Origin of the sequence: Cloacibacterium normanense (assembly GCF_002943105.1) — a bacterium.
In the GTDB taxonomy this organism is placed as follows: Bacteria; Bacteroidota; Bacteroidia; order Flavobacteriales; family Weeksellaceae; genus Cloacibacterium.
The window spans coordinates 34463-52491 of sequence record NZ_PTPZ01000003.1 but is presented as its reverse complement, the minus strand read 5'-3'; the positions used below and the strand labels follow the sequence as shown (position 1 = coordinate 52491).

The following is an 18029-nucleotide window of genomic DNA, read 5'->3' as shown; positions in this document are numbered from 1 at the left end:
TTATCATTCGGTTTTCAAATGTCTACATTTGTGCCTTTATAAATTCTTATTAATGGTTATTATTATTTTCATCATCGTCCTATGGTATTCAGGACTATTTTTTCAAACTTTTTTCCTTCATCGTTACGCAGCGCATCAAACTTACACCATGTCTAAATTTGGTGAAAAACTGTGTTTTATTCTTACTTGGATTACCCAAGGTTCTAATTATCTTTCAGCGTATGGTTATGGTGTAATGCACAGAATGCATCACGCTTTTGCCGATACAGAAAAAGACCCGCATTCTCCAAAATACGACCCAAATCCACTGGCAATGATGTGGAGAACGAAAAATGTTTACCAACAAATCAATAAGCAAAAAATTGCCATTGAAGAAAAATTCACGAAAAACGTTCCTCAATGGAAATCATTCGATAAGTTTGCCAGTTCATGGTACTCAAGAATTGGTTGGGGAGCTTTCTACACCGTCTTCTTTATTATTTTTGCTGAATATTGGTGGCATTGGCTATTATTACCTATCGCTATTTTAATGGCTCCAATTCACGGAATGATTATCAATTGGTTTGGTCACATTTACGGTTATGTAAATTTCAAAGTGAACGACACTTCTAAAAATTTATTCCGTTTTGATTGGCTAATGCTTGGCGAAGGTTATCACAACAATCATCATAAATTCGGGGGAAGAGCTAATTTCGGTGGCGTGAGATGGCACGAAATAGATGTGACTTACATGATTATGTTGCTCTTAGAGAAATTAGGTTGGATTAAAATGAACCGAGTGATGGCCACTCCAAAAAGAGAAATCTAAAATTTACAAAATAGAATACACGCAGAGATTTGCGTGTTTTTTTTCTCTAACCAAACCTTCAAGGATTTTGAATCCTTGAAGGTTTTTCTACACCTCAATCGTTGTAGTATTTTTCACTTCGGCAATCATAAAAGAACTGTGTGTAGAGCCGATATGTTGTAAAGTAGTGAGTTTTTTAACCATAAAATCTCGGTATTCTTCCATGTTTTTTACACAGATTTTTAAGATATAATCGTAATCGCCACTCACGTGAAAACATTCCGTTACTTCTGGCAAAGTCATAATCTCTTTTTCAAACTGTAACACGTATTCTTTTTTGTGTTGCGTTAATTTCACATGACAGAGCACGATGAAATTTTTCTCCACTTTATGTTTATCAATCAGCGCTACATATTTAGAAATAACACCTTGCTTTTCTAATTTTTTGATGCGTTCATAAACTGCTGTCACAGACAAATCTAACTTGTGAGACAATTCTTTAGTTGTTTGTTTGCTATCTTCCTGAAGAAAGTAGAGCAATTTTTTATCAATTGAGTCGAGTTCCATAGATTATTTTTTGGAAAAAGTTTACAAAAATCAAATATAATCATAAATTTTTCTAATAATTTAAATTTAAGTAGATTTATTTTCTATAATTAAAAATAATCATTGTAAAAAAGTTGGAATTATTAGAATTTTATTACCAGAAATTTTCTTTTCCTCAATCCTAAAGGACGGAAAATTTCTTACATTAACATTAAATATTATGGAAAATTTCGATGCAGCAAATGCAATTCAAGACTTACAATATTTCGGGGAATTTGGTGGAGTAAACCCTTCAATTTCTGACAGTTCTACCTACACTTTTTTATCTGCAAAAACCATGTTCGATACTTTCGAAGGCAATGCAGAAGGTTGCTATTTGTACTCAAGACATTCATCTCCGATGAATTTATATTTAGCTCAAGCGTTAGCAAAAATGGAAGGAACAGAAGCGGCGAATGTTACTGCATCTGGAATGGGCGCGATTACTTCTACCCTACTTCAAATTTGTAAAAGTGGCGACCACATTGTTTCAGCAAGAACGATTTATGGTGGAACTTACGCATTCTTAAAAAACTTCCTGCCTCCTTTTAACATTGAGACAAGCTTTGTAGACATTAATAATTTTGAAGCGATAGAAAACGCCATCAAACCTAATACGAAGGTGATTTATTGCGAAAGCGTAAGCAATCCTTTATTGGAAGTAGCAGACTTGAGAAAACTATCTGAAATTTGTAAAAAACATAATTTAAAATTAATTGTAGACAATACATTTTCTCCGTTGCAGATTTCGCCTATACAATTAGGTGCAGATATTGTGATTCACAGTTTAACAAAATTTATTAACGGAAGCAGCGATACAGTGGGCGGCGTTTATTGCGCTTCTCAACAATTTATAGACGATACTAAAAATGTAAATAACGGAAGTTGTATGCTTCTCGGTCCAACTATGGACAGTTTTCGTTCGGCAAGTATTTTGAAAAACCTAAGAACTTTGCACATCAGAATGAAAAAACACAGCGAAAACGCAATTTATCTCGCCGAAAGATTCGAAAAAGACGGTCTGAAAGTAAATTATCCTGGTTTAAAATCTCACAGAAATCATGAACTCATGAAGTCTATGATGCACCAAGAATATGGCTTTGGCGGGTTATTAACTTTAGACGCTGGAACCGTAGACAAAGCCAATGAATTAATGGAAATGATGCAACAGGAAAACTTGGGTTACCTTGCTGTAAGTTTAGGTTTTTACAAAACATTATTCTCTTGCAGCGGAAGTTCTACCTCATCTGAAATTCCTGAAGAAGAGAGAATTTCCATGGGACTTTCTGATGGATTGATTAGATTTTCAATTGGTTTAGACCATGACATTGAAAGAACTTACCAAAAAATGAAAACTTGTATGGTAAAAGTGGGGATTTTGATGCGATAATTTGGCGATGTGATGATGCGATAATTAGGTGATTTTTCGTTCCGTAGGAACGCAATGTCCATTTTCATTCATCTAGAAAAATAATTTTGATAATTTATAAAACTGACCTTGTGTCAGTTTTTTTTTATTTGGCAAAATATTGGTAAAGTGAAAAGAAACGGAAGCCAGTTTATAGCCCAGATTGAAGCGTAAATCCTTTTTTCTTGAAAAAAGATTGTAGCGGAAAGCTGGACTGAACTTGAAAGAATTTACAAAACGTCTTGCTCCTTATCAAAATTTAAAAAATTATCTTTGCAATATGGATTTACAATTTATCGTAAGAGAACCCGAAAATATTACGCCAAATTCTCAACTCTTGGTGATGATTCATGGTTATGGAAGTAATGAAGAAGATTTATTTTCTTTTCGTCATGATTTACCAGAAGATTGGATTATCGTGAGTTATAGAGCTCCAAAAATGACCGACTACAATGGTTTTTCTTGGTACGACATTGATTTTAACGATGCTGAAAAATTTATAGATGTAGAACAGGCGGTAGATTCTATGAAAGCGATTATGAAATCTATTGACAACCTAAAACATCATTATCAGTTAGAAGGAAAAACCAATATGATGGGATTTTCACAAGGCGGAATTCTTACGTATGCTATGACGCTTACTTACCCGGAATTTTTCAATAAAATAGCTTGTTTAAGTGCTTATCCAGAACCTAAAATCCTTAAAAACATTAAAGGCAAAAAAGAAATTCAGCATCTTAGATTTTTTATTTCTCATGGAACCGAAGACGCTGTAATCCCATTAGATTGGGGAAGAAAAGCAGCAGATTTCTTGTATGAACTGGGTGCATTTTTCACTTTTAGAGAATACATGAACGGACATGGCGTGAATCAAAAAAATTACATGGATTTAATTAATTTCTTTAAATCATAAAAAAAGGTGTTTCTGACTTAGAAACACCTTAATATTTTTTAAGAATTCATCAATTCTTCTATTTCTTCTACTTCAATCGGAATGTTTTTCATCAGATTAAAAGCAGGTCCAGAATTCTGAATGACCATATCATCTTCTATTCTCACCCCGAAACCTTCTGCAGGAAGATAAATTCCAGGTTCTACGGTAAACACCATATTTTCCACAAATTTATCTTTTAAAATTCCGTAATCATGTGTATCAAGACCTAAATGGTGAGACGTTCCGTGCATCATGTATTTTTTGTAAGCTGGCCAATTTTTATCTTGGTTTTGAACATCAGCTTTGTCAAGAAGTCCTAATTCTAAGAATTTAGACGTGTAGAATTCTCCACATTCTTTGTGATAATCGTACCAGTTGTTTCCAGTAACTAAAAGAGAAGTCGCAAAGTTTTTCATGTCTAAAACTGCATTATAAATCTCTTTTTGTCTCGCTGTAAATTTACCATTCACAGGAATCATTCTGGTAAGGTCAGATGAATAATTAGCATATTCCGCACCTACATCTAGTAAAATTAAATCTCCATCTTTACATTGCATATTATTGGCAATATAGTGCAGTACATTTGCGTTTTCGCCACTTGCAATAATTGGCGTATACGCAAAACCTTTACTTCTATTTCTCAAAAATTCGTGCATGAGTTCTGCTTCAATTTCGTATTCCCAAACTCCAGGTTTCACGAAAGAAAGCAATCTTCTCACGCCTTTTTCGGTAATGTTACATGCTTTTTGTAATAATTCTATTTCTTCTGGCTCTTTGATGCTTCTCAAATGCTGAAGAATAGGATTACTTCTTAAAATTTTATGAAGCGGAAACTCTCTTTTTACTCTTTCGATGAATCTGTCTTCACGAGTTTGCACTTCTAAAACCGCTCTATAATGCTCGTTTCTATTGAGATAAATATTCTCGGCTTCGTTCATCAGATTATAGAAAATTCTATCAAAATCTGATAACCAAAGTACTGTTTTTACTCCAGAAACTTCAGTTGCTTTTTCTTTGGTTAATTTTTCGCCTTCCCAAACAGCGATATGTTCATTGGTTTCTCTTAAGAAAAGAATTTCGCGGTGTTCTTCATTGTAAGCATCAGGAAAAATCAACAAAATGCTTTCTTCTTGATCTACTCCGCTCAGATAAAAAATATCTCTGTGTTGCGCAAAAGGCATGGTAGAGTCTGAACTTACTGGATAGATGTCATTAGAATTAAAAATAGCCAAAGAATTAGGCTGCATTTTTTCTACAAACTTTTTACGATTTTTGATAAAAAGTGAACTAGAAATTTGTTCGTATTTAGTTGTCATTGTATGAAAATTAGAAAGTGTGGTAAAGTTAATGAATTTTGAAAAAAGCGATAAGGCTTTAGCACCATTAATTTTACGTTAATTTTTCCGTTAATTTTTTAAATTGTTTTTCGGCATCTTTTCCTTCATATAAAATACTGAAAACTGTGTTGATGATTGGCGTTTTCAGTTTCTTTTCGTAAGCAATTTCGTAAATTCCGCGAGTGGCGTAATACCCTTCTGCAACCATGCTCATAGATTGTACCGCAGATTTCACAGTGTATCCTTTACCAATAAGATTTCCTAAATTTCTATTCCTAGAAAAAAGCGAATAAGCCGTTACCAATAAGTCTCCCAAATATGCACTATCATTCACTTCTCTATGCTCTGGATAGACTGCATCTAAAAACAATTCCATTTCTCTAATCGCATTAGAAACCAAAACCGCATTAAAGTTATCACCATAACCTAATCCACTTGCAATTCCTGCTGCAATAGCATAAATATTTTTAAGAATAGCACTGTATTCATTGCCTAGAATATCTTTGGAACAGCTTACTTTGATATAATCCGAAGTAAAAAGTTCTCTAAGCGCATCAATATGTTCTTTTTCTGCTGCTGCAATGGTAAGATAAGACAATCTTTCCATCGCCACTTCTTCTGCGTGACAAGGTCCTGCAATTACCGCTTGACTTCTGAAACCAATTTTAAAAACATCTCTTAAATAATGTGCTACTACATCATTATGTTTAGGAACAATCCCTTTGATTGCAGAAACGAATAATTTTCCTTCGTAATCGCAAGTCATTTTTTCTATTGCATCTGCAAGATAGATAGAAGGAGTTGCCAAAACTACGATATCACAAGCAGAAACCAACTCATTAATATCTGTAGTGATTTTCAGTTTTTTTATATCAAAAGCAACCGCAGTAAGGTAATTAGGATTATGGCCGCGCAATTCTAGAGCTCCTTTTACAAACTCATTCCTTACGCACCAATGCACCAATTTCGCATTTTCTAATAGCATTTTTACAATTGCCGTAGCGAAACTGCCGCTTCCTACAACCCCAACAGTTGGCAATTCTTTGCCTTTCTTTTTAGCCATTTTAAAAAATTTGGTAGAAAAACAAAGATACAAATTATAGTGAGAAGCTAAACCTTAAAAAAATCATATTAACAAAAATAGATTTCACAGATTGACTTTACCTACTGAGTTTCAAGTATAATAAAAGCAATAATAATCAATTATTTTTAACAAATTTATACTTTTATTAACAATACTTTGGCATAATTTTTATCATAATTCATCGTTTTTGGATGAGCAAAAACATTGATTTAAAATATTTTAATTAATTTTGGCGTCGCTAAAAATTGAAAAACTGAGAAAAAAGTAATGAAGAAATTTTTTATAAAAAAGAAGAATGTTCAGCTATTCATGGGCGCTCTTCTTTTCGTTATCCTTCTGCAAAGTTTTGTTATTGCAAAATTATATTCAGAAAAAGATGACAAAAATTATCAAGTCAATTTAGTAAAAATCAACACCCAAAAAGACAGCTTAGATTTCTTTAAATTAAAAAATGATTTAGCCGCTGTAGACAATACAGTAAGAACAATCAACAATTATTTAAAGGCAAAAAACGCCTCTAATCTAAGTATAGAAGCACTATCTAGAGACAGCTTATCTAGTTCGGTTTATCTGTCTAATCAAAGTTCTAGATATTCTGAATATCTTGTAGAATTAGAAAAACGTTTACAGCAAGTTCCAGTTGGTCACCCAATAAATAACGGTTTTCTTTCTTCTAATTTTGGGATGAGAAAAAATCCTATTCCGTCTAAGAAAATCCTACTCGCTTCTGCAAGACCTCTTGCTATTTCATCTGAAAAAATAGAAAAAGACAGCGCTGGAAATGTAATCAACAAAAGCAACGTTAACGTAGCATCAAAAAACGCTGCTCCTGCTGAAAAAGACCAAATGCAATTCCACAAAGGAATAGATTATGGCGTAAGTTATGGTAGCGATGTAATGTGTACTGCTACTGGAAAAGTGATTTTTGCAGGTCAAAAAAGTGGTTACGGGAGCTGTGTAATCATCAGTCATGGTAATGGTTTAGCAACGCTTTACGCTCACCTTTCTAAAATTAATGTAAAAGCCAACCAAAGTGTAAAAGCAGGAGAAGTAATCGCACAATCTGGCAATTCTGGAAGAAGCACCGGTCCACATTTGCATTACGAAGTTCATAAGAACAATACACCTGTAAACCCTAAATTATTTCTGAATTTATAAAAATCGAAATATAAAATTTGAAGAAAGCATCCACTTGATTGGATGCTTTTTTTATTTAACTTTAGTGAAAATTTTGGGTCATGAAAAAAGACAAAGTTCCTAAAAAAGCTAAAGAGAAGTCTAAAAAAAAGAATTCAACCGAAAAGAAGGAAATCATTATCAATGAAAATTCTTCGCCAGTTTGTTTTGCTAAAAGTAAAGAAATAAGAGACGAATACCAATAAAAAAACTGACTCTAATTAAAGAATCAGTTTTATAATAGTTTTATTGAATTAATAAGCCGCAGTAAATCTTTGCTTCACAAACTGATTATTTTCTAATTCGTCTACCAGAGCTACTGCTACATCTTCTACAGAAAGAACACTTCTACCGCTTTCATCAAAAACAGGATTTTCTAGCGCTGTTCTATAGGTTCCTTTTCTAACTCCTGCTGTTCCTTGATGCATTTCTATGGCTGGAGAAAAGAATGTCCAATCTAGCTTCTCATTCTTTTTAATCATTTCTAAATATTGTCTGGCTGCTTCTGCGCCTGGTTTAATCTCCGCTGGAAATTCTGGAGTATCTATTAATTGAAGGTTTTCAGCAATATATAAACTTCCTGCTCCACCAACAGTAATAAATCTTTTTACACCAGATTCTTCTACCGCTTTTTCGATGCTTTCTGCTCCTTTTAAGAAATCTTCAAAAATATTTGGATTCGTCCAACCTGGGTTGAAAGTACTAATCACCGCATCATTTCCTTTTAGGATTTCTGACAATTCAGCTGTATTATAAATATCTGCAGTTACTGCTTTTACATTTTCTGATTCTTCGATTTTAGAAGTATTTCTAGCCAAAGCATTTACAAAATATCCTCTATTTGCTAATTCTTTTACTACTTGAGTGCCAACAAAACCTGTTGCACCAATGACTGCGACTTTTTTCATTTTTATATAATTTAAATTGTAATAATTTATGTTACATTTATGCTTAAAAAATTTTATTTGAATTGTTCTATAAAATTTTTCAAAGATTTTTCTTTTAAGAAATTCACCACTACCATATCTGTTTCAGAAAAAAGAAGATCCAAATGCTGATTAATCACTTTTCCTACTTCACATTTCGGATTAGGATGTTGATTTTTTTTACCTAAAACCTCTGAGTTTTTTACGGCATTGTAAATTTCGGCAATCGTAATTTGGTTGAGGTTTTTCCCTAATCTAGTGCCGCCTTCTTTACCTTTTTTACTCTCTACCAAACCTGCTTCTCTAAGCACAGATATTTCTTTTCTTACGATTACAGGATTTACATTGATGCTTCCAGCTAACCAATCAGAAGTATGCCATTCTTCTGGTTTAGAACCAAGAATAGTCATAATATGAAGCGCTGTGGAAAATCGAGTATTGTTCATTTATGTTGCAAAGATATAAAAATTTTTAATTGTAACAAATTTTATTACATTTAAGGTTGAAAAAAAAATTCTCTTAAAAAAACAAAATCCTCAGAAATTCTGAGGATTTTGTGGCCCAGCTTGGGCTCGAACCAAGGACTTGCTGATTATGAGTCAGCTACTCTAACCAACTGAGTTACAAGGCCAAATATTTATGATAAAATATCTTTATTTCAATTGGGTGTGCAAATGTAAGATTTTTTCGGAAAATTCAAAAAAAAATTAAGGTTTTTCTTGACACAATTCTACCAAAACTCCATTTGTAGACTTAGGATGTAAGAAAACCACCAACTTATTATCTGCGCCATCTTTTGGCTCTTCGGAGATAAAAACAAAACCTTCTTCTTTTAATCTTTCTATTTCTGCTCTAATATCTTCTACTCCGAAAGCAATATGGTGAATTCCTTCTCCTTTTTTGTCGATAAACTTCGCAATAGGACTTTCTGGATTGGTGGCTTCCAAAAGTTCTATTTTGCTTTCTCCTAATTGATAAAAAGAGGTAGTTACACCTTCTCTTTCTACCGATTCTTGTTTATAGTTGCTTTTCCCAAGAAGTTTTGCAAAAAGATTGTCTGATGTTTCTAGACTTTTAATGGCGATTCCTAAGTGTTCTATTTTCATGATGATGTGGTAATTTTTTACTTAATTTCTATTAAAATCTTAGTTTGCGTGAGGGAGTAGGCGGAACTCTTTTTCTAAATTTTTATTGCAAAGGCATAGGTTTTGATAAAAAATTTAGAAAAAAGTGGGAGCCGAATACCGACCTTTTCTTTTTATGGTCAAGACCTTGCGATTGGCAAAAAGAAAAGGACACGCCCAAAATCTCAAACAAAAATACTAAATTTGCAACATGAATGAAAGTAACAGACAAAGAAAAGTAGCACAGATTATTCAAGAAGATTTTGCTGAACTTTTTAGAAAACTCGCTTCAGAGAGCAAACAAAATTTTCTAATTACCGTTTCTGATGTAAAGGTAACGGCTGACTTAAGCATTGCTAAAATTTATTTGAGCATCTTTCCGCAAGAATTTAGAACGCCAATTATGAAGGAGATAGACGAAAATAAGTCTTTCTACAGAAATTTTATTGGTCAGAAAATGGCAAAACAAGTGCGAATTATTCCTGAACTTAATTTCTATTTAGACACTACATTAGATGATGTAGAACGTATAGAAAAAGAACTAAAAGGTCTAGGAGACAATCCTATTTTATAAAAAATGGCCAAAGGAAATACCGCTTTTTATATCGCGAGAAGATATCTCATTGCTAAAAAAGGAAGCCAAGCTGTAAGTTTTATTACAGGATTGGCTGCTTTTGCTATGATGGTTGCGGTAGCCGCTATGTTTATTATTATTTCGGTTTTTTCTGGATTAGAAGACCTCAACAAAGATTTTATTTCTAACCTTCATGCTGATCTTACGCTGAAAAGCACTCAAGGAAAAGTTATTCCTAATATTCAAAAAGTAACTTCTACCCTGAAATCTGAAAACGAAATCAGTCATTTTTCTAAAATGATTGAAGAAAAAGTATATATCGATTACAAAAACACAGGAGAAATTGCTTACATAAGAGGCGTAGACTCTGCTTATGTAAAAGTAAACCCTATTGACAAAAATATTTTCTACGGAAGTTATCCTTCATTTAAATTTATGAATGAAGTGATTATGGAAGCTCAACTGAACAACAGATTGGCAATTCCCGTAGCTAATGATGTAAACGTAGCAACTCTTTTTATGCCAAAACCAGGCAAAGGAATCATCAATAAAGAAGAAGATATTTTCAACAAAAAAGATATTTACGTTACTGGAATTTTCCCTGGAAATGACCAATTGAACAATTACATTATCGCTCCGCTGGAACTGACTTCGGAGTTACTAAACTTGCCTAAAAATTCTGCTTACGAAATTGCCATAAAACTAAAAAATCCTGAAAAAGCAGACGCTGTAAAAGAAAATTTACAAAAAAAACTCGGCAATCAAATCACCATAAAAACAAAAGCAGAAGAAAACGCTGCCTTCTGGAAAATGATTAACACCGAAAAACTGATGATTTACCTCATCTTTGCTTTGGTAATTTTCATTACTACATTTAACCTTGCAGGTGCTATTATTATTCTTCAACTCGACAAAAAAGACCAAGCTAAATCATTGATTTCTTTAGGTTTTACGATTAGTGATTTACGAAAGACTTATTTCAATACTGGTTTACTTATTGTACTGTTTGGAGTGATTTCGGGCTTGATTTTGGGGACGATTATTTGTGTTGTCCAAATACAAACTGGCATTTTCAAAGCTACTGAAACATTACCTTTCCCTGTAAAAATTTTCTGGCCTAATTATTTCTATGTGGCTTTAATAGGACTTTTCTTTGGTATTTCTGTTTCTTGGATCTTCTCAAAAATTAATAAAGAGAACATTATTGAAAATAATTAATTATCTTATTGATAATTATTATAACTTTGTGTCCCTTTTTATTACTTTAACATTATGAAGATTAAAACTTTACTAATTGTAGGATTACTATTTTCTGTTGCAAACATTTTCGCACAGATACCTACAGGTTACTATGACGGAGCAGCTGGCCTAACTGGCGCTGCATTAAAAACAAAATTAAGCCAAATTATTACAAATGGTCATCAGACGAAGTCCTACGACAATTTGTACAACGGATATCCCTCGACAGATACTGACAATTACTACGAAAAAGACGGTTCAGTTTTAGACATATATTCAGAAAATCCTAAAGGAACTGACCCTTATGTCTATCAACATGGCTCTAAACAATGTGGTAGCTATAAAGTAGAAGGTGACTGCTATAACAGAGAGCACGTTTTTCCACAAGGATATTTTAATTCTGCGTCTCCTATGGTTTCGGATATTCATCACATTGTACCAACTGATGGAAAAGTAAACGGAAATAGAAGTAATTTTCCTTTTGGAAAAGTAGGAACTGCTAATTTTGTTTCAGCCAACGGATCTAAAAGAGGAACCAGTGCATCACCTAATTATACTGGAACAGTATTCGAACCTATAGATGAATTTAAAGGAGATATTGCAAGAATGATTTTATATTTTGCTACAAGATATGAATCTAAACTTTCTACCTTTAATGAAAATGATATACTTACAAACTCTGCATTTCCTGGAGTAGAAGCTTGGGAATTGGCGGTTCTCAAAGAATGGCACACTAATGACCCTGTCTCTCAAAGAGAAATAGACAGAAACAATGCAGCATATGCATACCAAGGCAATAGAAACCCATTTATTGACCACCCAGAATATGTTGCTTTAATATGGGGAACTACAACTCCTGACACAGAAGCACCTACTACACCAACAAACCTAGCCGTTACGGGAAGTACTTCTAGCACAATATCTTTATCTTGGACAGCTTCCACTGATAACATTATAGTTGCTGCATATGACATTTATGTTGATGGAACACTTAAAACATCTTCGGCCACAAATAGCGCAACTGTAACAGGCCTTAATCCATCTACAACATATACATTTTTTATAAAAGCCAAAGACGCTGCAGGCAATACATCCAATCAAAGTAATACTGCTACTGGAACTACCACAGAAAATACTGGCGGCGGTGGAAATAACAATAATACCACTTGTGGCACAGAAAATTTCGAGGGAATTAGCGGAACTCCTAATACCTATGAAACCATAAATTGGACCAGCGCTGGAATTACATGGACAGCAACGGATTCTAGATCAGACCAAACAATTAATAATAAAGCAATTACGGTAAAGAATGGTAAATTAAGCTCTTCATCTATTTCAGGAGGAATAGGAAGTTTAACAGTAACTACACAACTTAAATTCTCTGGAACAAATGGAAGTTTTAAATTATTTATTAATGGTGTTGAAAAAGGAACAATCCCATACTCAGACACTGTAACTACCACTACCATTTCAAACATCAATGTTTCAGGAAATGTAACGATTAGCATACAAAATAATAGCACAACCTCTAACAGAGTGGCTTTTGATGATTTAAGTTGGACTTGCTATAACGATTTAGCTACCTCAGAAATAAAATCTAACAAATTCAGCATTTATCCGAATCCTATTAAGAACAACATGCTTTTTGTTAAAAGTGAAAATTTAAGTAAAATTAAAAAAGTAGAGATTTACAACACAAGCGGAGTTTTAGTTCAAGTGGCAGAAAAACCCTTTTTGAATAAAAATTACTTAGTTCTTAAAAACTTACCAAAAGGAATTTATTTTGCAAAATTTGATGATAATGCTCAGAAATTTGTAGTAGAATAAACTTGATACAAATCATTGCAAGGCTGGAAGAATTTCCAGCCTTTTTTATTACCTTTGAATTATGGAAAAATCAGTAAAATTAGGTTTGGTAGGAAGAAATATCTCCTACTCGTTTTCAAAAAAATATTTCGAACACAAATTTCAAAAACTTTTCTTGAAAAACCATTCCTATGAAGTATTTGACATCGAAAATCTTCAGAATATTCCTGAAATTTTTCAGACCGAAAATCTTGTAGGACTTAATGTGACCATTCCATACAAAGAACAAATTATTCCTTATTTAGATGAATTGAGCGAAGAAGCCCAAGAAATTGGCGCCATCAACTGTATTTCCATCAAAAACGGAAAAACAAAAGGTTTCAACACCGATGCATTTGGATTTGAAAAAACACTTCTTCTGCACAAAAAACCACACCAAAAATCTGCCATCGTTTTAGGAAATGGCGGCGCTGCAAAAGCCGTTCAATTTGTATTAAAAAAGAATAATATTCCGTTTATTACCGTTTCTAGAACTACGGAAATCAATTATCAAAATCTCACTGAAAATCAAGTCCTAGAAAACCTCATCATCATACAATGTACACCAGTAGGGACTTTTCCTAATGTAGAAGAAACGCTTCACTTCCCATTTGAAAATATTACAGAAAATCATCTCGTTATCGATTTAATTTACAACCCTACTCTTTCTAAATTTTTAAAAAACGCTGCCGAAAAAGGCGCAAAAACCATTAACGGTTATTTCATGCTAGAACAACAAGCCGAAAAAGCTTGGGAAATTTGGAAAGAAGAACTGTAAACACTTCTTAGCCATCACAGATTTAGACTGATGTATTTTTTGAAAGTGAGCACAATTATCGCTTTCAAAAAAATTGCACATTTCATAAAAAACCCTTAATTTAGTGCCGAAATGCGTTCAAACATTCAAAAAAGTGTTTGAAAAAGCATATTACTTTTAAAATTAATTTGCTATGATTACAGATAACCCTAATTCTGAAGCTCAAGAGAACTTTGTAAATCCAAACGAAGAAACTGCTAATCAATCTGTTGCTCCTCAAGAAAGCCATGATTCAGAAGTTCATGAAGAAGAAACTCATGATATGGTAGAACACCACGAACATGAAAAAATGACTTCGGGAGAATTAATGACCAAGTTAGAAGCACTGATTAATGCAGAAGATGCAGGAGCTAATCATAAAAAATTTAATGCAGTAAAAGAAATGATTCTTCACAAAATAAACCTAGAAAGTGAAGACCAAAAAGAAGCAGATGCACATTATGAACATCCTCTTCAATCAAAAGTTTCTGCACTGAGCAATATTTTCAAAGAAAAATATGATGTTTTCCACAGAAAACAAGAATCTGAGCAAAAAGACAATCTCGAAAAGAGAATCTCAATCATAGAAAAATTAAAAAATCTTTACACGCATTCTGAACCAAACACTAATCTTTTCCGCGCCATCAGAGAAATTAAAGAAGAATGGAGCAACGCTGGACAAGTAGCAAAATCAGAATTCAAAAATCTTAACAATAATTATTTCTACCATTTGAATAATTTCTATCAAATGTTAGATTTAAATAAAGAATACAGAGAGCAAGAATACGCTCATAATCTAGAAAAAAGACAGCATATTATTGCCAGAGCCAAAGAATTACAAAACGAACCTGTAGTACAAAAAGCATTAAACGAATTACAGTTTTTGCACAAGCTTTGGAAAGAAGAAGCAGAACCAGTTGCTGAAGAATTCCGTGATAAAACTTGGGAAGAGTTCAAAGAAATTTCAAACAAAATCCACGAAAGAAAATCAGAATTATTAGCCGTAATCGAAGGAGAACAGCAAACAAATCTTGAGAAGAAAAATCAAATCATCGAAACGATTAAAAAACTGACTTCTCCTGATAAAGCTCCGAATCATAATTACTGGCAAAACGCCATAAACACCGTAGAAAGTTTAAGAGCAGATTTCTTAAAATTAGGAAGTGTTCCTAGAAAAATCTCTAACCAGAACTGGAACGAATTCAAATTAGCGCTTAGAGCTTTTAACGCGAAGAAAAATGAATTCTACAAAGGGCTTAAAAACTCTCAGCATACCAATTTAGAAGAAAAACTGAAGCTCATACAAACTGCTCAGGATAATATGAATTCTGAAGATTGGGAAATTGCAGTTCCGCTATTTAAAAAATTACAAGAAGACTGGAAAAAAATAGGTCACGTTCCTAGAAGTATGACCAATAAAGTTTGGGATGATTTCCGTGAAGCTTGCAACACGTTTTTCAACAATTACAGAACTAAAAACAACGCTGTAACAGACGACTGGAAAGAAAATTACAAACAAAAACGTGCGCTTTTAGATGAATTAAAAGAAATTGGCGACGAAGAAGGAAGCGTAGAAAAAATTGAAAATATTAAAACTGCTTGGAACAACATCGGAAAAGTACCAAGAGATAAAATGGCTATCAATACAGAGTTTAATAAAACGATGAGAGAGAAATTAAGACTAAACAAAATCAATGAATTTGATTTGAAAGAAGAAGGTCTTACCGAATCTCAATTAACTGATAAAGCTAGAAAAATCAAAAATCAAGTAGCTGATTTAGAAGCAGAAATTGTAAAACTAGAAAACAACTTAGGTTTCTTTGGCAAAGTATCTCGTGATAATCCTTTATTGAAAGATACTTTTGATAAGATTGATGACAAAAAAGCTCAGTTAGAAATGTTAAAACAAAGCCTTCACCACATTATTTCGGGAGAATAACATTATGCATAAACTGTTTTCGATAGTTGTACTTTTACTATTTTCGGGGATTTTTTATTCACAAAATACCGAAGACTTAATTGGTGTGCCAGAACTTACTTTTAACGAAAGTAAATATGTATTGGCTTCTGCTCAGCAAAAATCTAAAGTCCAATTTGTACAAGAATACATTTTAGAAGACGAAAGGATTGAAGATGCTTCAGCGGTAATTACCATTTATTTTTTCAATAAAAGTATAGACGCTAAAGAAGCTACTTATCAAAAAACAGAAGAACTCGACCGAAGAGCAGAAACTGATAAATATTGCACTTACAATGTTACCGAAAATCCTAATGGAACCGAATTCGTAGTAGATTTTATTACCACCAATGTTCCAAAAGATAAAAAAGCGGAAGCACCAGAAGAAGAATTTGCAGATTATAACATCTACAGATTCAGAAATACACTGTTAGGCGAAGAAAGCACTTTTATGATAGTTGCCTACAAAGAAAAATCTACAGGAGACGCTAAAGGTTTTGAAAAATCAATCGGCAAAAAAAGAAATAAACTTTTAGAAGGAATTATTACCATGACCATTCCTTCTGTAACTCTAAAAACTAACTAATTCCGGAATTTCTTTCGGAATTTTTTTTCAAATAAAATGAATCACGAAACTTACATAAAACGCTGCATAGAACTTGCCAAAAAAGCGACTGGGAAAACATATCCAAATCCTTTAGTCGGCGCAGTAATTGTTCATAACGATGTCATCATCGGTGAAGGTTTTCACCAAAAAGCAGGTGAACCTCATGCAGAAATCAACGCGATTAATTCTGTACAAAATCCAGAACTTTTACATAAATCTACGATTTATGTTTCCTTGGAACCTTGTGCACATTTCGGGAAAACACCTCCGTGTTCATTGAAATTAAAAGAAATTGGTTTTAAGAAAGTAGTGATTGGTGCAATGGACAGCCATGATAAAGTAAACGGAAAAGGCAAAAAAATCCTTATGGATGCAGGAATAGAAACCGTTTCTGGAATTTTGGAAGAAGAATGCAGAGATTTAAACAAAAGATTTTTCACTTTCCATGAGAAAAAGCGTCCTTATCTGATTCTAAAATGGGCTGAAAGCAAAGACGGTTTTATTGACCAAAACTTTAAACCTACAAAAATATCCAACGAATTAGCTTCTCAATTTGTACATCAAATCAGAAGCGAAGAACATGCTATTTTGGTAGGAACTCAAACTGCTTTGAATGACAACCCTAGCTTAACTACTCGATTAGTGGAAGGTAGAAATCCTGTGAGGATTTTGATTGATTTTGATATAAAAGTTCCCAGAAATTTTAAAATTTATAATGATGAAGCGCCTACTTTGGTTTTCAATCAAGAAAAAGAGGCAGAAGAAGGAAATGTAAAATTCATCAAAATTTCTAAAGAAAATTTCATGGAAGAACTCATGCAGAAACTTTACGAAAATCAGATTCAATCGGTTTTAGTAGAAGGAGGAAGCAGAACTTTACAAACTTTTATTGACCAAAATCTTTGGGACGAAACCATCATCATAAAAAATGAAAATCTCCTATTAGAAAATGGCACAAAAGCTCCTAAATTTAATGGGGAAATGGCTGAAGAAAAACTTTTTAGAAATAATGTAGTTTCTATTTATAGAAATCTGTAATGTAATGCAATACAATTACACCACCATAAAATCTGAAGTTCGAGATATTTTGCTCAAAGAAAAAGGGAGCAAATTTATCGGCTTTGCATTTCCTGTCAATAACGAAAAGGAACTCAAAATTGCTTTAGAAAGCTTAAAAGAAGAACATCCAAAAGCTACGCATCACTGTTATGCTTTCAGAATAGGAATTAATGGTGAAAATTACCGCGCAAATGATGACGGAGAGCCTTCAGGAAGTGCTGGCTTACCTATTTACAATCAACTTCTCGCTCATAATCTTACCAATATTTTAGTAGTAATCATTCGTTATTATGGCGGAACCAAATTAGGCGTTTCTGGCTTGGTAAAAACCTACAAAGAAAGCACCAAATATACTTTGGAACACGCAGAAATCATTACCAAAGAACTAGAAACCGAACTAGAAATTCATTTTAAATTTTCTCAACAAAACATCATTTTTTCTCTTCTCAATAAATTTGATGCGAATGTCTTGAATTTCGATGCACAAGAAGACTGTACAATTACAGCAAGGCTCAATTTGTCTGAAAAAGAAAAAATCTCGGAACTTTTGTCCGAGATTCAATATGTAAAATTTAAATTTTTAGAATAAGA

The 18029-nt window shown here is 33.1% G+C and carries 19 protein-coding genes and 1 tRNA gene; 13 read left to right on the top strand and 7 right to left on the bottom strand.

All coding sequences use genetic code 11. From position 1 onward, the window contains the following. Positions 1-52 precede the first annotated feature (52 nt). Positions 53-808 carry an acyl-CoA desaturase gene (locus C3729_RS05710; RefSeq protein ID WP_104793279.1) on the top strand — a complete coding sequence of 252 codons (756 nt, stop codon included), beginning with the start codon at positions 53-55 and terminating at the stop codon, positions 806-808. Between the two features lie 87 nt (positions 809-895). Here C3729_RS05710 and C3729_RS05705 read toward each other — a convergent pair whose 3' ends face one another. After that, positions 896-1354, bottom strand: coding sequence for an Lrp/AsnC family transcriptional regulator (locus tag C3729_RS05705; protein ID WP_104793278.1), 459 nt, complete (start codon positions 1352-1354; stop codon positions 896-898). Positions 1355-1553: 199 nt separating this feature from the next. Between C3729_RS05705 and C3729_RS05700 the strand changes: the two genes are divergently transcribed. Further along, positions 1554-2762, top strand: coding sequence for an aminotransferase class I/II-fold pyridoxal phosphate-dependent enzyme (locus C3729_RS05700; protein ID WP_104793277.1), 1209 nt, complete (start codon positions 1554-1556; stop codon positions 2760-2762). A gap of 298 nt (positions 2763-3060) precedes the next feature. Beyond that, complete coding sequence (locus C3729_RS05695) at positions 3061-3693, top strand: alpha/beta hydrolase (RefSeq protein WP_104793276.1); 633 nt, start codon at positions 3061-3063, stop codon at positions 3691-3693. Between the two features lie 38 nt (positions 3694-3731). On the opposite strand, the gene C3729_RS05690 is transcribed toward C3729_RS05695, so the two are convergent. Both C3729_RS05690 and C3729_RS05685 read right to left on the bottom strand, forming a co-directional pair. After that, entirely contained in the window at positions 3732-5030 is a 1299-nt protein-coding gene (locus tag C3729_RS05690) for an aminopeptidase P family protein (RefSeq protein ID WP_104793275.1), read from the bottom strand. Positions 5031-5103: 73 nt separating this feature from the next. Further along, positions 5104-6114 carry an NAD(P)H-dependent glycerol-3-phosphate dehydrogenase gene (locus C3729_RS05685; RefSeq protein WP_104793274.1) on the bottom strand — a complete coding sequence of 337 codons (1011 nt, stop codon included), beginning with the start codon at positions 6112-6114 and terminating at the stop codon, positions 5104-5106. A 288-nt stretch (positions 6115-6402) separates the two neighbouring features. On the opposite strand from C3729_RS05685, the gene C3729_RS05680 reads away from it, so the two are divergent. Together C3729_RS05680 and C3729_RS13210 are read left to right on the top strand one after the other, a co-directional pair. Then, positions 6403-7293 carry a M23 family metallopeptidase gene (locus C3729_RS05680; RefSeq protein ID WP_104793273.1) on the top strand — a complete coding sequence of 297 codons (891 nt, stop codon included), beginning with the start codon at positions 6403-6405 and terminating at the stop codon, positions 7291-7293. An 80-nt stretch (positions 7294-7373) separates the two neighbouring features. Further along, entirely contained in the window at positions 7374-7517 is a 144-nt protein-coding gene (locus tag C3729_RS13210; protein ID WP_165785728.1) for a hypothetical protein, read from the top strand. A 48-nt stretch (positions 7518-7565) separates the two neighbouring features. Here C3729_RS13210 and C3729_RS05675 read toward each other — a convergent pair whose 3' ends face one another. The 4 genes from C3729_RS05675 to mce all read right to left on the bottom strand — a co-directional run bounded on the left by C3729_RS05675 (position 7566) and on the right by mce (position 9343). Further along, positions 7566-8219, bottom strand: a complete 654-nt coding sequence (locus tag C3729_RS05675) for an NAD(P)-dependent oxidoreductase (protein ID WP_104793272.1) — start codon at positions 8217-8219, stop codon at positions 7566-7568. A 53-nt stretch (positions 8220-8272) separates the two neighbouring features. Beyond that, a complete protein-coding gene (locus C3729_RS05670) occupies positions 8273-8683 on the bottom strand; it encodes an Rrf2 family transcriptional regulator (protein WP_104793271.1) in 411 nt (136 codons plus the stop codon). Positions 8684-8794: 111 nt separating this feature from the next. After that, positions 8795-8868 (bottom strand) — tRNA-Ile (locus C3729_RS05665). 76 nt (positions 8869-8944) lie between these two features. After that, complete coding sequence (gene mce / locus C3729_RS05660; protein ID WP_104793270.1) at positions 8945-9343, bottom strand: methylmalonyl-CoA epimerase; 399 nt, start codon at positions 9341-9343, stop codon at positions 8945-8947. 229 nt (positions 9344-9572) lie between these two features. Between mce and rbfA the strand changes: the two genes are divergently transcribed. From rbfA to C3729_RS05615, 8 genes are all read left to right on the top strand, one after another. Beyond that, positions 9573-9935, top strand: a complete 363-nt coding sequence (gene rbfA / locus C3729_RS05650; protein WP_069797170.1) for a 30S ribosome-binding factor RbfA — start codon at positions 9573-9575, stop codon at positions 9933-9935. 3 nt (positions 9936-9938) lie between these two features. Next, the gene (locus C3729_RS05645; RefSeq protein ID WP_104793268.1) at positions 9939-11153 is read left to right on the top strand and encodes an ABC transporter permease; all 1215 of its coding nucleotides are present in this window, start codon (positions 9939-9941) and stop codon (positions 11151-11153) included. Between the two features lie 54 nt (positions 11154-11207). Then, positions 11208-13001: an endonuclease gene (locus tag C3729_RS05640; protein ID WP_104793267.1), complete on the top strand. Its 1794-nt coding sequence runs from the start codon at positions 11208-11210 to the stop codon at positions 12999-13001. 61 nt (positions 13002-13062) lie between these two features. Further along, positions 13063-13797 (top strand): shikimate dehydrogenase family protein, encoded by a 735-nt coding sequence (locus C3729_RS05635; RefSeq protein WP_104793266.1) that lies wholly within the window; start codon positions 13063-13065, stop codon positions 13795-13797. Positions 13798-13969: 172 nt separating this feature from the next. Then, entirely contained in the window at positions 13970-15754 is a 1785-nt protein-coding gene (locus tag C3729_RS05630; protein ID WP_104793265.1) for a DUF349 domain-containing protein, read from the top strand. Positions 15755-15758: 4 nt separating this feature from the next. Beyond that, positions 15759-16358: a hypothetical protein gene (locus tag C3729_RS05625; protein ID WP_104793264.1), complete on the top strand. Its 600-nt coding sequence runs from the start codon at positions 15759-15761 to the stop codon at positions 16356-16358. Between the two features lie 36 nt (positions 16359-16394). Beyond that, entirely contained in the window at positions 16395-17417 is a 1023-nt protein-coding gene (ribD, locus tag C3729_RS05620) for a bifunctional diaminohydroxyphosphoribosylaminopyrimidine deaminase/5-amino-6-(5-phosphoribosylamino)uracil reductase RibD (RefSeq protein ID WP_104793263.1), read from the top strand. Between the two features lie 4 nt (positions 17418-17421). Beyond that, positions 17422-18027 carry an IMPACT family protein gene (locus tag C3729_RS05615; RefSeq protein ID WP_104793262.1) on the top strand — a complete coding sequence of 202 codons (606 nt, stop codon included), beginning with the start codon at positions 17422-17424 and terminating at the stop codon, positions 18025-18027. The last annotated feature ends 2 nt before the right edge of the window (positions 18028-18029 follow it).

Coding starts and splice junctions, on each gene's coding strand:
- C3729_RS05710 (WP_104793279.1), top strand. CDS start 53: ATGGTTATTATTATTTTCATCATCGTCCTATGGTATTCAGGACTATTT.
- C3729_RS05705 (WP_104793278.1), bottom strand. CDS start 1,354: ATGGAACTCGACTCAATTGATAAAAAATTGCTCTACTTTCTTCAGGAA.
- C3729_RS05700 (WP_104793277.1), top strand. CDS start 1,554: ATGGAAAATTTCGATGCAGCAAATGCAATTCAAGACTTACAATATTTC.
- C3729_RS05695 (WP_104793276.1), top strand. CDS start 3,061: ATGGATTTACAATTTATCGTAAGAGAACCCGAAAATATTACGCCAAAT.
- C3729_RS05690 (WP_104793275.1), bottom strand. CDS start 5,030: ATGACAACTAAATACGAACAAATTTCTAGTTCACTTTTTATCAAAAAT.
- C3729_RS05685 (WP_104793274.1), bottom strand. CDS start 6,114: ATGGCTAAAAAGAAAGGCAAAGAATTGCCAACTGTTGGGGTTGTAGGA.
- C3729_RS05680 (WP_104793273.1), top strand. CDS start 6,403: ATGAAGAAATTTTTTATAAAAAAGAAGAATGTTCAGCTATTCATGGGC.
- C3729_RS13210 (WP_165785728.1), top strand. CDS start 7,374: ATGAAAAAAGACAAAGTTCCTAAAAAAGCTAAAGAGAAGTCTAAAAAA.
- C3729_RS05675 (WP_104793272.1), bottom strand. CDS start 8,219: ATGAAAAAAGTCGCAGTCATTGGTGCAACAGGTTTTGTTGGCACTCAA.
- C3729_RS05670 (WP_104793271.1), bottom strand. CDS start 8,683: ATGAACAATACTCGATTTTCCACAGCGCTTCATATTATGACTATTCTT.
- mce (WP_104793270.1), bottom strand. CDS start 9,343: ATGAAAATAGAACACTTAGGAATCGCCATTAAAAGTCTAGAAACATCA.
- rbfA (WP_069797170.1), top strand. CDS start 9,573: ATGAATGAAAGTAACAGACAAAGAAAAGTAGCACAGATTATTCAAGAA.
- C3729_RS05645 (WP_104793268.1), top strand. CDS start 9,939: ATGGCCAAAGGAAATACCGCTTTTTATATCGCGAGAAGATATCTCATT.
- C3729_RS05640 (WP_104793267.1), top strand. CDS start 11,208: ATGAAGATTAAAACTTTACTAATTGTAGGATTACTATTTTCTGTTGCA.
- C3729_RS05635 (WP_104793266.1), top strand. CDS start 13,063: ATGGAAAAATCAGTAAAATTAGGTTTGGTAGGAAGAAATATCTCCTAC.
- C3729_RS05630 (WP_104793265.1), top strand. CDS start 13,970: ATGATTACAGATAACCCTAATTCTGAAGCTCAAGAGAACTTTGTAAAT.
- C3729_RS05625 (WP_104793264.1), top strand. CDS start 15,759: ATGCATAAACTGTTTTCGATAGTTGTACTTTTACTATTTTCGGGGATT.
- ribD (WP_104793263.1), top strand. CDS start 16,395: ATGAATCACGAAACTTACATAAAACGCTGCATAGAACTTGCCAAAAAA.
- C3729_RS05615 (WP_104793262.1), top strand. CDS start 17,422: ATGCAATACAATTACACCACCATAAAATCTGAAGTTCGAGATATTTTG.